This is a genomic window from Pseudomonas sp. FP198 (assembly GCF_030687895.1).
Taxonomy (GTDB): domain Bacteria; phylum Pseudomonadota; class Gammaproteobacteria; order Pseudomonadales; family Pseudomonadaceae; genus Aquipseudomonas.
On record NZ_CP117452.1, the window covers coordinates 3,730,951 to 3,744,780 of the forward strand.

The 13,830-nt window shown below is 58.1% G+C and carries 14 protein-coding genes and 1 pseudogene; 12 read left to right on the top strand and 3 right to left on the bottom strand.

All coding sequences use genetic code 11. The features are described from left to right. Nucleotides 1–9: 9 nt before the first annotated feature. Nucleotides 10–273 carry a hypothetical protein gene (locus PSH78_RS16925; RefSeq protein ID WP_305495615.1) on the top strand — a complete coding sequence of 88 codons (264 nt, stop codon included), beginning with the start codon at nucleotides 10–12 and terminating at the stop codon, nucleotides 271–273. Nucleotides 274–490: 217 nt separating this feature from the next. Here PSH78_RS16925 and PSH78_RS16930 read toward each other — a convergent pair whose 3' ends face one another. After that, nucleotides 491–1,057 carry a TetR/AcrR family transcriptional regulator gene (locus PSH78_RS16930; RefSeq protein WP_305501305.1) on the bottom strand — a complete coding sequence of 189 codons (567 nt, stop codon included), beginning with the start codon at nucleotides 1,055–1,057 and terminating at the stop codon, nucleotides 491–493. Between the two features lie 196 nt (nucleotides 1,058–1,253). Between PSH78_RS16930 and PSH78_RS16935 the strand changes: the two genes are divergently transcribed. Continuing rightward, nucleotides 1,254–2,036, top strand: a complete 783-nt coding sequence (locus PSH78_RS16935; protein WP_305495617.1) for an SDR family oxidoreductase — start codon at nucleotides 1,254–1,256, stop codon at nucleotides 2,034–2,036. A gap of 75 nt (nucleotides 2,037–2,111) precedes the next feature. On the opposite strand, the gene PSH78_RS16940 is transcribed toward PSH78_RS16935, so the two are convergent. After that, entirely contained in the window at nucleotides 2,112–2,975 is an 864-nt protein-coding gene (locus PSH78_RS16940; RefSeq protein WP_305495619.1) for a LysR family transcriptional regulator, read from the bottom strand. 110 nt (nucleotides 2,976–3,085) lie between these two features. Here PSH78_RS16940 and PSH78_RS16945 point away from each other — a divergent pair, with 110 nt between their 5' ends. From PSH78_RS16945 to PSH78_RS16970, 6 genes are all read left to right on the top strand, one after another. Continuing rightward, nucleotides 3,086–3,694 (top strand): LysE family translocator, encoded by a 609-nt coding sequence (locus tag PSH78_RS16945; RefSeq protein ID WP_305501307.1) that lies wholly within the window; start codon nucleotides 3,086–3,088, stop codon nucleotides 3,692–3,694. Nucleotides 3,695–3,761: 67 nt separating this feature from the next. Then, complete coding sequence (locus tag PSH78_RS16950) at nucleotides 3,762–5,780, top strand: DKNYY domain-containing protein (protein ID WP_305495620.1); 2,019 nt, start codon at nucleotides 3,762–3,764, stop codon at nucleotides 5,778–5,780. 69 nt (nucleotides 5,781–5,849) lie between these two features. Next, complete coding sequence (gcvA, locus tag PSH78_RS16955) at nucleotides 5,850–6,761, top strand: transcriptional regulator GcvA (RefSeq protein ID WP_305495621.1); 912 nt, start codon at nucleotides 5,850–5,852, stop codon at nucleotides 6,759–6,761. 67 nt (nucleotides 6,762–6,828) lie between these two features. Beyond that, nucleotides 6,829–7,656, top strand: coding sequence for an EamA family transporter (locus PSH78_RS16960; RefSeq protein WP_305495622.1), 828 nt, complete (start codon nucleotides 6,829–6,831; stop codon nucleotides 7,654–7,656). 31 nt (nucleotides 7,657–7,687) lie between these two features. Next, nucleotides 7,688–8,449, top strand: coding sequence for an SDR family oxidoreductase (locus PSH78_RS16965; protein WP_305495624.1), 762 nt, complete (start codon nucleotides 7,688–7,690; stop codon nucleotides 8,447–8,449). 467 nt (nucleotides 8,450–8,916) lie between these two features. Then, nucleotides 8,917–9,069 carry a hypothetical protein gene (locus PSH78_RS16970; RefSeq protein WP_305495626.1) on the top strand — a complete coding sequence of 51 codons (153 nt, stop codon included), beginning with the start codon at nucleotides 8,917–8,919 and terminating at the stop codon, nucleotides 9,067–9,069. An 18-nt stretch (nucleotides 9,070–9,087) separates the two neighbouring features. On the opposite strand, the gene PSH78_RS16975 is transcribed toward PSH78_RS16970, so the two are convergent. After that, a complete protein-coding gene (locus PSH78_RS16975) occupies nucleotides 9,088–9,366 on the bottom strand; it encodes a hypothetical protein (RefSeq protein ID WP_305495627.1) in 279 nt (92 codons plus the stop codon). Between the two features lie 83 nt (nucleotides 9,367–9,449). Here PSH78_RS16975 and PSH78_RS16980 point away from each other — a divergent pair. From PSH78_RS16980 to PSH78_RS16995, 4 genes and pseudogenes are all read left to right on the top strand, one after another. After that, nucleotides 9,450–9,946 (top strand): annotated as a pseudogene (locus PSH78_RS16980) (site-specific integrase); the annotation flags it as partial. 283 nt (nucleotides 9,947–10,229) lie between these two features. After that, the gene (locus PSH78_RS16985) at nucleotides 10,230–11,666 is read left to right on the top strand and encodes a site-specific integrase (protein ID WP_219431541.1); all 1,437 of its coding nucleotides are present in this window, start codon (nucleotides 10,230–10,232) and stop codon (nucleotides 11,664–11,666) included. A gap of 109 nt (nucleotides 11,667–11,775) precedes the next feature. Then, on the top strand, nucleotides 11,776–12,966 hold the full coding sequence (locus PSH78_RS16990; protein ID WP_305495629.1) for a hypothetical protein: 1,191 nt from the start codon (nucleotides 11,776–11,778) through the stop codon (nucleotides 12,964–12,966). Between the two features lie 118 nt (nucleotides 12,967–13,084). Further along, a complete protein-coding gene (locus PSH78_RS16995; protein ID WP_057005999.1) occupies nucleotides 13,085–13,294 on the top strand; it encodes a hypothetical protein in 210 nt (69 codons plus the stop codon). Nucleotides 13,295–13,830: the final 536 nt, after the last annotated feature.

The window sequence follows — 13,830 nt, forward strand, 5'->3', positions numbered from 1 at the left end:
GAACCGGTGATGACAGACATATATCTGCTGATAGCGAGCGGCACGGACCAGAGCGATGCGTACGTCCTCGGTTGGTTCGATGACAGGAACAAAGCCAGGGAAGTGGCCGAGCAGAAAGAATGGGAGGCTTATCGCGCCAGCCTGAAGGCGGAAAACCGTTGGTCAAGCCATAAACCGCTGGCGCCGGACAAGACCGAGTATCGGCGGTACTGGATCAAGACCGTTTCGAAGTTCGAATACGTTTCCGTCCCGAGGTCCCTGGCGGTTCACTGAAAGCCTGCGGCCGATCATTCGAAAATTTAACGAACCGCGCGCGCTCGCCAGGGGTCTAGAACACTAAGCCCATCTGAAGAGAGCGTCCTCATGTTGAAATTTCTTGGTGGTACCGTCGGGATCATTTTCCTGATCGGCCTGATCGTGGTCATTGCCCTGTTCAAGTTCATTTTCTGATCCGGACAGCGGTAGCACGTGCTGCGCTACCGCTGATTTTTCATGGCTCCGATGCTGGCAGGGACGCCAGGATCTGTGCACGGCAGACCTCAAGTATCTCGCCAGCCAGCGGAGCATCGTCCGGGCACGCGCGCGAGAGCATGATCGCGCCGATAGCCTGGGCGAGCAGGCCAAGCATCTTCGCCCGGCCCCTCTCCTCTTGTGTCTCAAGCTTTTTTTCAAGCGAAGCCAGGGTGCTTTCGACGCCGCTGGCGAAAGTCGCTTTCAACTCGTCCGACTGACGCGCCGCATCGCCGCACAAAGCTGCCATCGTGCAACCGTGACCCCGCGCATCGCGGTGTTCCCTGGATAGATACATCGCAAAAAATCCGCCTACATCCAACTCGCCGGTACTGGCCAGCGACTGCGAAAGGCTGTTCGCGGAAGCCTCAGCCATCAGGTCGGCCTTCGACCCGAAGTGTTTGTAGAAGCCGCCATGGGTAAAACCCGCAGCGGCCATCAGGTCCGCCACGCCTATTCCGTCAAAACCGCGCTCGCGAAACAACACCGACGCCGTCTCGACGATGTGCTCGCGGTTTGCCTGTGCCTGGGCCTTGGTCACTCTCATTTGCGTATGCCTCGTGGCCGCTCGAATCAAGCCCTCATCATACATAGATGCCGAGCATAATCAAATTCGTTGACAGTTTAGATTTCGATCATCATCCTAGAAACAAGCGGTACGAAACTGACTACCCGACGGTTGCCGAGCCCAGCCCCGTAGTTGAAGTGACCGCACATTCCAACCCTCTCAAGAGACCGACACCATGACCACTCGCAAAACCGTCCTCATCACTGGCGCCTCCACCGGCATCGGCGCGGTCTATGCCAAGCGCTTCGCCCAACGCGGCCACGATCTGGTGCTGGTCGCCCGCGACAACGCGCGGCTGGAAGCGCTGGCAAGCGAACTGCGCAATGAACACAACGTCAGCGTCGATGTGCTCCAGGCCGACCTCACCCAAACCGGCGACCTGCACAAGGTCGAGGCCCGCCTGCGCGATGACGACAGCATCGGCATCCTGATCAACAACGCCGGCGCCGCCCAGTCCGGCAGTTTCATCGAACAGACCACCGACAGCGTCGCGCACCTCGTTGCGCTCAACACCACCGCGCTGGTTCGACTCGCCAGCGCCATCGCCCCGCGCCTGGCAAACGCTGGCGAAGGCGCAATCATCAACATCGGCTCGGTAGTCGGCCTGGCACCGGAATTCGGCATGTCGGTCTACGGCGCAACCAAGGCCTTCGTGCTGTTCCTCTCCCAAGGGCTGAGCGTCGAGCTTTCGCCCAAAGGCGTCTACGTCCAAGCCGTGCTGCCGGCAGCCACCCGTACCGAAATCTGGGAACGCGCCGGTATCGACATCAATACGCTGACTGAAATCATGGAAGTGAGCGACCTGGTGGATGCCGCGCTGGTCGGCTTCGATCGCCGCGAAGGCGTGACCATCCCACCCTTGCAGGACGGCGCGCGCTGGGATGCGTTGCAGGCGGCGCGGCAGGGACTGCTGTCGGAGATCAAGCAATCGACGGTTGCCGAGCGCTACAAAGCCTGACGCTTCACAGCGAAAATGCTCCGGTGCTGGACGGTTTGTGGCTGACTGGAATGGCTATCAACCTCGCCCCCATGACTACGTCTGGGCTCTGAGCGCTCTGATGATAAAAGCATGAAGACTGTTGACCGCCTTGGACCCGCGAGAAGCCCGGCTACGGAGTATCGAAACCTCCATGGATTCGATGTTCCCCAAGCCGTGCTCGCCACTCAGGACGTGAAGCGATGGCTGCACCGTGCACTGCGTGATCGCGGCAATCGCAAGGCCCCCCTCAACGGCGGCGACCTGTCCGGCCAGGCTGGAGCTGTTGTAGACCACTTTGAATCGGCGTCCCTGCTGGGTCAGCGAATCCACCGCGTATCGCCGGGCCAGGCTTTCGCTTTCGTAGACGGCGATAGGCACCGGGTCGCGCCTCCACAGTTCGAACTGGGGTGAGCCCACCCAGACCATGGGCTCCTTGAACAGAAAGGTACCGCTTTGAGGCGAGTCCCTCGACACCAGCGCCAGATCAAGATCGCCGCTGCGTACGCGTGGGATAAGCGCAGTGGACTGTTCGCAATTCAGTTCGATTTCCACCCCGGCGTAGCGCGGCGAAAAGCGTTTCAGAACGGGTGTGAGGTACTTCGCTGCGTAGTCCTCGGCGACCCCCAGACGGATTCGTCCGGTCAACTCTTCCCCATGAAAAGCCGCCTGGGTTTCCGCATGCAGCGCGAGAATACGACGGGCATAGCCCAGTAGCGTCTGGCCGTCGGCGGTCAGGTGAAGATGTCGCGGGCCACGACTCAATAACTGCCGCCCGAGCGCGGCCTCGAGTTTTTTTATCTGCATGCTGACGGCGGACTGGGATCTGTTGACCTCGTGGGCGGCCCCCGACAGCGAACCCGCATCCACCACCGCCACGAAGCACTTGAGCCAATCGGTCTGCAAATCGCTGGCCGGCATCGCGGTTATCCTCTATTCGTTAATCGAATGGCTACGACGTGAATTATGCGCTTTCCATGATCGTCGTTCACTCGCAGGATGCAAGTCAATCAACCCATCTGGATCGGATCATGCCGTTTGATACCTGGTTGCTCTATCTGGTTACTTGCTGCGGCATAGCGGTAGTGCCAGGTCCCAATGCCTTGTTGGCGCTGACCCACGGCGCCATTCACGGCAGCCGGAAAACGCTGTTCACCATCACCGGCGGCGTCCTCGGCTTTGCCCTCGTGCTGACGCTTTGCGCCCTGGGCCTGGGTGCGCTGATCCAGGCTTCAGTTACCTGGTTCACGGCGTTGAAAATCATCGGCGGGCTCTATCTGATCTGGCTGGGCTTCAATCTGTGGCGATCGCCTCCCGTCAGTCTTGAGGCGCCCGCTACAGACAGCTTCCGTGGTGGGTCGCTGTTCCGCCAGGGGTTGGTATCGGCCATTTCCAATCCCAAGGCGCTGCTGCTGTTTACCGCATTCATTCCGCCGTTTCTGGATCCGCACCGGAACATCATCGCGCAGACGTTGGCCATCGCGCTGACTTACGCGGTCGTCGAGTTTATCGTTGAGTTCGGTGTAGCCAGCGCAGCGCACCGGGTCAGACCCTGGCTCGCCCGAACCGGGCGCCGGTTCAATAAAGTCTGTGGCGGTTTTTTCGTACTTTTCGGGGTGAGCCTGCCGATTCATAACTGAACGGTGTGCTTCTGGCATGTAAAACCTTGATCATTGGCCCACCATCGGACGCTCAGGTCGCAACAACATGACAGACGTAGAGACGGCTATTGCTGAGTGGGAGCCGCTTGATCTCGAATGGCATCAGGGTTTCGCCTTCCTGGAAGGCGTGCTGCTGGGCGACGGACAAGTGCCGGACGTGTACATCCTGCTCAACCCTGAAGGCGCACACCCCGACGCGATAGCGCAAGCTGCCAGTGACGGGCGTTATCCGCCGTCGCCCCTGGTTGTCGGCCAGCCGGTCTGGCGGCATCGACGCAACCCCTGGATTTTGCGTGACGCCTTGCGCGACTATTACCTGCTTCCCGCCTACCCACAGCGCTACGGCTATCACGCGCTCCAGGCCCTGGCGTTTCGGTTCGACCAGGCCCTGGAAGACCTTGGCCACCAGTATTGGCGCGATGCGTCCGGCGCCTATTGGTTCGGTGAATACACAATTACCGAAATCCTTCAGGCAAAGCCCGACAGCCTGGCCCTGGTGGCATCGTCGCCAGCCTCGGTGACTGCAGCCTCTGCCCTGTTCAGCGACGGGGTAAATATCTTTCTTCAAGGCAAATTCATCGCCAGCGCGACGGCGCGGGTGCGTTATTGCAACCATCCTTCCTATCGGGTGATCGACGGCCAGGTCTACAAGGGTTTCAAACCCCTGCATCAGAAGGACGGCACCCCGTTACCGATCAGCAATCCAGACGACTTCCGGATGCTCGCCGAACGCTGGGGAACCGATGGACAGTCGATCATCGTGCAGGCGCAGCAAGGTTCGAGCATTGCCTATGAGTACTTCTATCGCATCGACAATGCCGACCTGGCGACCTTCACCGTGCTTAACGAACGTTACGCCAAGGACCGGCAACGCGCCTATTACCTGACCGGCAAGACCCTGCGCTACGTTGGCGATTTTCGGCTGCTGAAGAACTGCCACCCGGCGTTCGACGAGTGCGGTCGCGTGGTTGGTAGCAGCGAAAGCGAGGATGAGTATTTCGCCGTGGACGACCTGTACGTCTACGCCGCCGGGACGCGCCTGCGTGATGCCCATGGCCCGAGTTTCCGCCACTTGGGATTCGACTATTACCGTGATCAACAGCACGTCTACAAACGCCAGAAACGCCTGGATGTCGACGTGGAAAGCTTCGTCGTGACCCAGCTCTGTGGCGATGAGCTGGATTACTCGCCGGTACTCGCAGGCGACAGGAAGGGTCCGCTGGGTTCTGGCGGCATCATCGATGCGGCCATGCAACAGGCGTGGGCGCCCTACTTCGAGGCTCATCCGCACCTGCAGGATTACTGGTGGCACCGTTTGCAAGTACCGCCTGACGCCGCAGAAACGCAAACAGAAACGCCGCCGCTAGAAGCCATCGGCCTCGGTTTCGAAGTAGGCCGCCAGGTGTACTTCCATGGCCGCGTTATCAACGGGCTGGACGCTGCAAGTTTCCAATTGCTCGACACGCACCTGTGCGGCGACGCCCGGGGCCTTTATCTGATTCCGTTTCATAACGCCGAGACGCAAGTGCCGGAACGGTTTTCCCAAGAGCCGGTTGAGCACTTCCGCTCACTCGGCGGGCCCTATCTCACCGACGGCAAAACCGTGTTCTGCCACCGGGTCTTCTATCATCCCCCCGAACCGATCCGTAAGGCTCAGGTAGCCAGTTTCGAGTCTTGCGGGCATGGTTGGGCCAAGGATCGGGACTCGGTTTATTACTACGGCGAGGCGAAAAAAAAGCTGCAACCTTGCGACACTCGCATTCTCGGAACCTATGCCATCAGCCCCACGCTGATCTTCTCGGAAGGCAAGTGGCTGGATGTGGCGTTCGAGCCTGATGAAGTCCGCGTGCCGCATCCCGATTTCCTGCAATTGGGTACACGCAAACTGTTCTGCCATCGGCGGCCGTTGAGTGCCATGCGTATCGACCTGGGCACCTTGGAATTCCTGACGGAGCGTTATGCCCGAGACAAGCACCGAATCTACCACTACGACGGCCATGCGAGCCTGACCGAGGTCGATGAAGCGCATTATCAGCAATCCCTCCGTGAGCCGTCCCCTTCATAGCCGCCGGCGATGTTCTATCATGAGCCAGCGCTCATGACGCACATCCTTAAAACGCCGGATACCCTTCACATGAGAGACTTGCCGCCGACCGCTACATTACGCGCCTTTGAAGTCGCCACCCGCCATGCGACCTTTACCGCAGCCGCGCAAGAGCTGCACGTCACCCAAAGCGCGGTCAGCCACCAGCTCAAGCACCTGGAGTCCCTTTGGGGATTGCAATTGTTCGAACGTGGCAAGTCATTGCGCCTCACCGCAGCGGGGGCCACGCTGGCGCCCATCGTGCGCGAGTTTTTCATGAGCCTTGAAGCCACCCTGGGCGATCTGCGCGAGCAGAAAGGCAGGGTTCGACTCGAAGTCAGCACCACCTATTCCTTCGCGCTGAAATGGCTGCTGCCCCGCTTGCCGAATCTCTCCCGCCTGCACCCGGAGTTATTGGTCTCGCTGGACACCACCGACAAGATCATCCACTTTTCCAGTGCCCAGGCCGACGTGGCGATCCGGCTCGGCAAGGGCAATTACCCGGGCCTGTATTCGGAATTCCTGTTCGGCGAGCAGGTTTTTCCGGTGGCCAGTCCTGACTTGCTGCAGCGCTTCGGGACGCCACGCAGCCCAGCCGAACTGTTGCACTACCCGTTGCTGACCCGGGATGGCGCCGAGCTGGTGCCGAAATGGGAGATGTGGTTTGAGAAGGTCGGCCTGGAATTCTTGCCACTCAAGGAAAGCGTCAGGTTCGGCGACACCAACATGACGGTCGAGGCAGCCCTGCTCGGCCAGGGCGTTGCCTTGGTGCGCAGCGGGCATGTTGAAAGCGAAATCAGCGATGGCCGCCTGGTGCGGCTGTTCGACGTGCCATTCCCGTCACCGCTGGCCTACTATTTTGTCTGCCCCAAGGGCATCGAATCGCAGCCGCATATCGTCAGCTTCCGCCAATGGTTGATCGGCGAAGCGTCGACCGTCCAACGCGCTTATGAAAATGCATGAGGTTTTACTCATGAAACGATGAGGAGACTTCGCTGTAGTACGGCATCAGCGCTGCCTAGAATGGCGCATGCCTATCCATATCATCTCACTGGTTCTTTTCGCCGCGCTCCTGCATGCCGGCTGGAACGCCTTGCTGCGCCGCGGTGCCGATCGGCTGTGGTCAATGACGATCATGTGCATCGCCATCGCCGTGACCTGCGTCGTCGCCGCAGCATTCATGGTGCCACCGGCTGCCGCCAGTTGGGGTTATGCGGTGCTTTCAGCCGTACTGCACGTCGGCTACAACCTGTTCCTGGTGCGCAGCTACCGGGTCGGCGACCTGGGACAGGTCTACCCGATTTCCCGTGGTTCATCACCGGCGCTGATCGCCCTGGGCGCCGCCGTCTTCGCCGGAGAAAGCATCGCCCCCGGCGTCCTGCTGGGGATTGCGCTGGTGTCCGGCGGGATCATTTCCCTGGCCTTCAGGGGCCGCCAACTGTCGGTGCCCAGCCTGCCCTACGCGCTGGGCACCGGCTGTTTCATCGCCGCCTATAGCGTCGTCGACGGCATCGGCGCCAGGCTCTCCGGCGCGCCGCTCGCCTACACCGTCTGGATGTGCGCGTTGTGGGGCGTGCTGATGCCGATGGTCTACATCGGCCTGCGCGACGCACGCAGCCTGTTCTCCGTCCGCCCGGGAATATTCAGCGCCGCGGCCGGCGGGCTCGTCTCCTTGCTGGCCTATGGAATCGTCATCTACGCCATGAACGAAGCGCCCCTGGGGGCGGTATCGGCATTGCGCGAAACCAGCGTGCTGTTTGCAGCGCTGATCGGCGCCATCTTCCTCGGCGAGACACTCACCGCCCGCCGGATCCTGGCGTGCGCAGTGATCGTCTGCGGCACCATTATCATCGGCTGACACAGCCAACTGCTCAGGAGGGCTATTCACCATGGTCAATGACTCGCAGGCACCGCTGGTCCTGATAACCGGAGGAAGTCGCGGAGTGGGCGCCGCCACCGCGCGGCTGGCCGCCGCACAAGGCTACGACGTCGCGATCAGCTACGTTGCCAACGAGCCCGCAGCGCTGGCAGTGGCGGCGGATGTGGAATCACTCGGACGCCGCGCGCTGGCCATGCGCGCCGACAGTGCCGACCCCGAACAGGTCGCCGATCTGTTCGCGGCCATCGACCGCTCGTTCGGGCGCATCGACGTCCTGGTCAATAACGCGGGCATCCTATCGGCTCAGTCACGCCTGGAAGACCTTGGCTTCGAGCGCATGCAGCGCATCTTCGCGGTCAACTCCATCGGCCCGATTCTCTGCGCCCAGCAGGCAGTGAAGCGCATGGCGTACCGGCATAACGGCCCGGGCGGCGCGATCATCAACATCTCTTCGGCATCCGCGCGCCTGGGCAGTCCCAATGAATACGTCGACTACGCGGCCTCAAAGGGCGCCTTGGAGACCTTCACCATCGGCCTCGCCAAAGAAGTGGCCCGGGAAGGCATACGCGTCAACTGCATTCGCCCCGGACACATCTACACCGAAATGCACGCCAGCGGCGGCGAGCCGGGACGGGTTGATCGGGTGAAGGATTCGATCCCCATGGGTCGAGGAGGCCAACCGGAGGAAGTGGCACGGGCGATTTTATGGCTGGCGGGTGGAGAGGCGTCGTTTGTGACGGGGACGTTTCTTGATGTGACTGGGGGGAAATGAGTTTTTCGCGGTGCAAGGCTGAGAGCCTAACGCTGTTCACTCTAGAGAAACGCAGACCTGTGGCGAGGGAGCTTGCTCCCGCTCGGCTGCGAAGCAGTCGTAAAACCAGCGGGTGCGGTGTGTCTGATGCTCCGCGCTCGGCAGATCAGGGCGCGTCCGGTACTTCTTCCCAGCCCTTCTTCAAATAGACATCAGCGACAATTTTCCGGATAAAAAAGCAGTATCCAATGGGGAGGCAGATAACGGGTATACCCATCCAAGGTGGGCCCGCTATGACCCCCAAGCCAATCGCAGTTACCCAGATCAATAGATGGAACCAGAGTTGCGCAAAAAACAGATAGATCGGGCCAAGAAAAAGGATCGCTAAAACCTGGAATGCACCAACTTCCTCTGTTTCAGAAAATCCCAGCGTGGTTCGAATGGACCGTCCGGCCCACCTCCACTGCCAGCAGTCCCAGGCGCCATGGATGGACAAGCCAAACGAGCGGGGTGTCAGTGAGAACTACAGCGAGAACCTCCGGGCAGCCATCGACCAAGCGATGACTGCTCCGGCCTATCCGCCTGCACGCCCGGAATATCCAGAGATCGACGAAGCGCTAGAAGCCGCCGCGATCCAGTAACTCCCTCGCCTTCAGAAGTCAGACGAAGACCGAGAGGAATTTAGCATTGAAAAAAATGATGATAAGCGCCGTCAACAACCCGGGTAAGCGCATCAGACCAAACAGGATGTAGAGAAAAGGACTCAGCAGGCCGATGATGAAAAGTAACCAAGCAGGTGTTCTTAAAGGACCAGGATCAAACAGCGCCCAAGTCGTGAGCCCGAGCCAAACAGCCCAAAAGAAATACATCGTCACGCCATCTACCCGGAAAAAAGCCCGCTTAAACGTTTGTCCGACCGTATCCGTTTCGTTGAGCATCTGAGCCACCGCTATAACCGACTCCCTTCGAGAGTAGCCGTAGCTCCAAAAACCTCTACTCCCTCCCCCTTCAAAGTCAGCCGCTGTTCCTAATACCGGCAGGATTTGGGGGAAGAAGCGCCAGGGCTGGCGTGAAGAACCGAGACGAACGTCTGGTCGTGATGAATGACGTTGCCAAGTCAGTGATCGAGAAGCAGCGCGGCAAGCATCCGCTCTATGTGTTCCCGTTTGGCAAGCCAGATGGCGAGGGGAATGAAACGACCGTTCACCGCATGAATGACTCGGCCTGGAAGAACGCGCGCATCCGAGCGGCGAAGAAGTGGTAGGAGAAATTTTTGCGGCCGGCACATGACGGCTTTGCCAGAATCCGAATTCACGACTTGAAGCACACCTTTGGGAGAAGGCTGCGTGCTGCAGGTGTACTGAAGAGGATCGCAAAGCGCTGCTCGGCCACAGGAACAGCATCATCTACCACTACTCGGCGGCGGAATTGGATCAGCTCATTGCGGCGGCAAATAAGGTATCAGCAACCGATTCGCGTGGACCGGTGCTGACAATCTTGAAGAGGAAGCATGCGTGAAAAATCGAGGAGTCCCGCAAAACTCCCGCCCATGAAAAAGCCCAACTGGTTAGAGTTGGGCTAAGTCACTGAAAAATATGGTCGGGACGGAGTGATTCGAACACTCGACCGCTAGCACCCCATCTCCTTTTTCATACTTCTTGAAAGCTTCCAAAATTTTACTCTGGATTTTTATAAGCTAGTATTTACTTGAGCTCCAGCGGTGTTCTGCTCTACGAGAGTCCAGCAACGTCCATCAAGAGCCGACGTTTTTGTGGGGGTAAAAGTAGGGGGAGTCCGTTTCATGGCCAAAATCACCATCAAAGAACTCGAGTCGCTGACCGCCAACGATGCCGGCCGAATCCTTAGGGAGGATGGCAATCTGGCCGGTCGAATCTCAGTCCGTAAGGACGGTGTGTCGGTCAGCTTTTTCTATCGCTATCGCTGGGGCGAGCAGAATAAAGAGTACTCCTGCGGGTCCTGGCCGCGCAAATCCCTGACGGACATCCGCAAGGCGCGCAACCAGGCCCGTGCGCTCATCGATGAGCAGATCAATCCCAACGAGCACAAGAAAACCGCCAAGGCACAGGCTCATGCCGCGACGAACGCAAAAGCCGATCAGGAAAAATCGACGAAGGTCCAAACTCTGACCGTCCAGGATCTGGCCAAGGCCTGGCTGCTGGATGGCGTCGCGCGTAAAGACGGCAATGCCGAGTTGCAACGGCGCTTTAACAAGGACCTTTTGCCAGCACTCGGTAGGACAGCGGTGAACAATGTTTCCGAACACGATGTTCGGGCGCTAATCCGGGCCGTGGTCAACCGCGGCGCTCACCGGCAAGCCATCAGTTTCTTCGCCGACCTCACCCAGATGTTTAGCTGGGCTAGAAAGCGTCAGCCCTGGCGGACCTTATTGATCGAGGGCGATCCGACTGAGTTGGTCGACATTTCCCCTCTGATCCCCGCCGACTACGAGGCGGAAAGAAGCCGTATCCTTTCCCCGGCGGAGCTGTTGGAACTGCACAACCGTTTCCAGCAAATGACCGCCGATTACGACGCCCTCCCCGCGGGCCAAAAATACGACGGCATTCGTCCGCTAAAGAAGGAAACGCAGCTCGCGCTCTGGATTAGCCTGGGCACGCTGTGCCGAATTGGTGAATTGCTGCAGGCCGAATGGAAAAATGTCGATCTGGACCAGCAAACCTGGTTCCTCCCCAGCGAAAACGTCAAAGGCACCCGCGGCAAGAAACAGGACCACCATGTCTTCCTCTCCTCCTTCGCCTTGCATTTCTTTCAGGAACTCAAGACCCTGACGGGAGACTCCCTGTGGTGCTTTCCGAACAAGCAGGATGATGGGCATGTGGACGTGAAAGTGGTGAGCAAGCAGGTGGGTGACCGTCAAGCCCGGTTCAAAAACCGCAAGGCCCTCTCCAGACGGTGCCATGACGATACCCTGGTCCTTGCCGACGGCCAAAACGGCGACTGGACGCCGCATGACTTGCGCCGTACGGGGGCGACCATGATGCAAGCCTTAGGCGTTAGCCTGGACGTCATTGATCGCTGCCAAAATCATGTACTGGCCGGCTCTCGGGTGAGACGCCACTACTTGCATCACGACTATGCCGACGAGAAGAAAAACGCCTGGAACCTGCTGGGCGATCGACTCAGTGCGGTGCTGTCCTCGACCTACGAGCACACGCCAAACGAGTCGAAGTTGTCTTTTCCAGCGTACGCGGCGACATAGACGCGAACACCCTCATAGGGTTGTTGCACCCAGCGCTCTCAGGAACTTAACATCCGCGACAACCGGCGTTGTGACCTTAAATTCGCGATGAGCAAAGGTGACCGACTGCATGTATACATTCGTGAGCTTCACCGTTGCGGAACTGTTCGAAAAAGTGTGGCAAACATCCATGGTCAAACTGGCCCACGAAATTGGTGTTTCCGACGTCGCCGTCGCCAAAGCTTGTCGCAAAGCCGGCATCCCTCTCCCTGGGCGTGGCCACTGGGCCAAATCGGAAAAGCAGCGACAACGCAAACCCAAACCTCCTCAGGTCGAAGGCAATGTCCGATTCCAAGTGCTCGACCGTGACAACTCGCTCGTCGCGACTGGCACTGATTTGAACTCACCTATAGTCCGGCGGAAGATTGAAGCCCCCTATCAATTATCCGAGCCTCACGCGCTAGTGAGTCAATGGCTAAAGCGCGCAAAAACGTCGAAGGTCAAGGACGGCTACCTCGACTACGCAGGCAAGCGTGTATTGAATGTGATGATTTCATCGACATTGATAGAACGCTGCGCAATCCTTTTTGATGCATTGATCAAAGAGGGTGAAGCTGAAGGTTGTTCATGGAAGATCAACGCTGAAGGAAAAACCATTGCCATTGTTAAGGGCGAGACCATGGCCGTGCGACTCATAGAGCGATTAGACAAACACCCGATCCCACCGCCACCGCCCCCAAAACGCCGCCCAGGTGCTCCATGGGAGCCTAATTTCATGTCCCTGCGACGCCCACAGTTTGAATGGACCTCAACTGGCGAATTGACGTTTCAGATCGAAGCGCGGATGGATTACGGAGAACGGAAAAACTGGAAGGACACCAAGACCGCTCCGCTCGAGAAAAAACTTTCTAGCATCCTGACGGGCTTAAGTTCCGCATCAGTTTCTATCAAAGTCCTCAGAGAGAAAGAGGAGACAAGAAATCGTGAATGGGCTGAAGATGAAAGACGACGTCTTGAACGAGCCCGTACAACAGAGACTCAACGCCGCCTCAGACTAAACGTCGTTAGACATACAGAGCGATGGGAGCGAGCCGAGCGCTTACGAGCCTTCATAAAAGCGGTGGAAGATCGCCTGAAAATTGCTCCGATTGCAGATCAAGAAATTGCAAAGCCTTGGATCGACTGGGCTCGCAAGCAGGCTAATCTCTTGGATCCTTTGCAGGGGAATCTGGCATTAATTACCAATTTGGACGTAGAGTTAGAAAGCTGGTTCAGTGGCTCATATTACGGACAGGCAGAGAAAGGTTGGTGGTCTGAGTAGTCGGCGACGATCTAGAGCTCAGGAAATACGACTTTGAATGGGCTCTCATCGTAACGTTTAGACAATTGATCTTCTCAATTTTCCTGCTGCTACGCTGTCCTGACACGGAGGATAACCAATGACCAATTCAGATCTACTCCCTTCCTTGCTTTTCAAGATCAATCAAAACCAACTCGCCCTCGAAGCTGCCATCATGGAGCTAACACTTTGGGTCGAGCATCGCGGGTCTGCTGATGTCGCCGAGAATGTTCGCGGTGCGCTAGACACAATCAGCAAAAACGAAGAGTTTATCAAGATGACACTCGCGGTGCTGATGGCGCCGGAGTGACGTCGTCTGGAGGCGCGCCCCGCTTAACGCCTCCGCGGGCAACACCCGATCTCACCGCCACCGCCCCCAAAACGCCGCCCAGGTTCTCCATGGAGCCAAATTTCATGTCCCTGCAAAGCCCACAGTTTGAATGGATCTCAACGGACGAATTGACGTTTCAGATCGAAGCGCGGATGGATTACGGAGAACGGAAAAACTGAAAGAACAGCAAGACTGCGCCGCTCGAGAAAAAACTTTCTAGCATCCTGGCGGGCTTAAGTTCAGCAGACCAGCGCTTGAGGCAATCCGTCGGCCAGATAATGCGAAATTCGACATGATGAGCTAAAATGCCATCATTGCTTTCACGTGGCGATCAAGGTCTGGGTACAGCTCAGTTCTTCTAAGCCTAACAATCAAGAAACTCGGCTCATCGACCTTTGACGATGACAAATCAGGACAGGGACGTCATGTTAAAAAAGAAATCTATTTCTCCCCTTCAGATTTTGCTCAAGCAAAGCCTCAAGCAAGGCAGCTTATATTTTATATAAGTGACACGT

What these genes read in the sequence shown, in the direction of transcription:
- PSH78_RS16925 (WP_305495615.1), top strand. Translation starts at nt 10, where the DNA reads ATGACAGACATATATCTGCTGATAGCGAGCGGCACGGACCAGAGCGAT.
- PSH78_RS16930 (WP_305501305.1), bottom strand. Translation starts at nt 1,057, where the DNA reads ATGAGAGTGACCAAGGCCCAGGCACAGGCAAACCGCGAGCACATCGTC.
- PSH78_RS16935 (WP_305495617.1), top strand. Translation starts at nt 1,254, where the DNA reads ATGACCACTCGCAAAACCGTCCTCATCACTGGCGCCTCCACCGGCATC.
- PSH78_RS16940 (WP_305495619.1), bottom strand. Translation starts at nt 2,975, where the DNA reads ATGCCGGCCAGCGATTTGCAGACCGATTGGCTCAAGTGCTTCGTGGCG.
- PSH78_RS16945 (WP_305501307.1), top strand. Translation starts at nt 3,086, where the DNA reads ATGCCGTTTGATACCTGGTTGCTCTATCTGGTTACTTGCTGCGGCATA.
- PSH78_RS16950 (WP_305495620.1), top strand. Translation starts at nt 3,762, where the DNA reads ATGACAGACGTAGAGACGGCTATTGCTGAGTGGGAGCCGCTTGATCTC.
- gcvA (WP_305495621.1), top strand. Translation starts at nt 5,850, where the DNA reads ATGAGAGACTTGCCGCCGACCGCTACATTACGCGCCTTTGAAGTCGCC.
- PSH78_RS16960 (WP_305495622.1), top strand. Translation starts at nt 6,829, where the DNA reads ATGCCTATCCATATCATCTCACTGGTTCTTTTCGCCGCGCTCCTGCAT.
- PSH78_RS16965 (WP_305495624.1), top strand. Translation starts at nt 7,688, where the DNA reads ATGGTCAATGACTCGCAGGCACCGCTGGTCCTGATAACCGGAGGAAGT.
- PSH78_RS16970 (WP_305495626.1), top strand. Translation starts at nt 8,917, where the DNA reads ATGGACAAGCCAAACGAGCGGGGTGTCAGTGAGAACTACAGCGAGAAC.
- PSH78_RS16975 (WP_305495627.1), bottom strand. Translation starts at nt 9,366, where the DNA reads ATGCTCAACGAAACGGATACGGTCGGACAAACGTTTAAGCGGGCTTTT.
- PSH78_RS16985 (WP_219431541.1), top strand. Translation starts at nt 10,230, where the DNA reads ATGGCCAAAATCACCATCAAAGAACTCGAGTCGCTGACCGCCAACGAT.
- PSH78_RS16990 (WP_305495629.1), top strand. Translation starts at nt 11,776, where the DNA reads ATGTATACATTCGTGAGCTTCACCGTTGCGGAACTGTTCGAAAAAGTG.
- PSH78_RS16995 (WP_057005999.1), top strand. Translation starts at nt 13,085, where the DNA reads ATGACCAATTCAGATCTACTCCCTTCCTTGCTTTTCAAGATCAATCAA.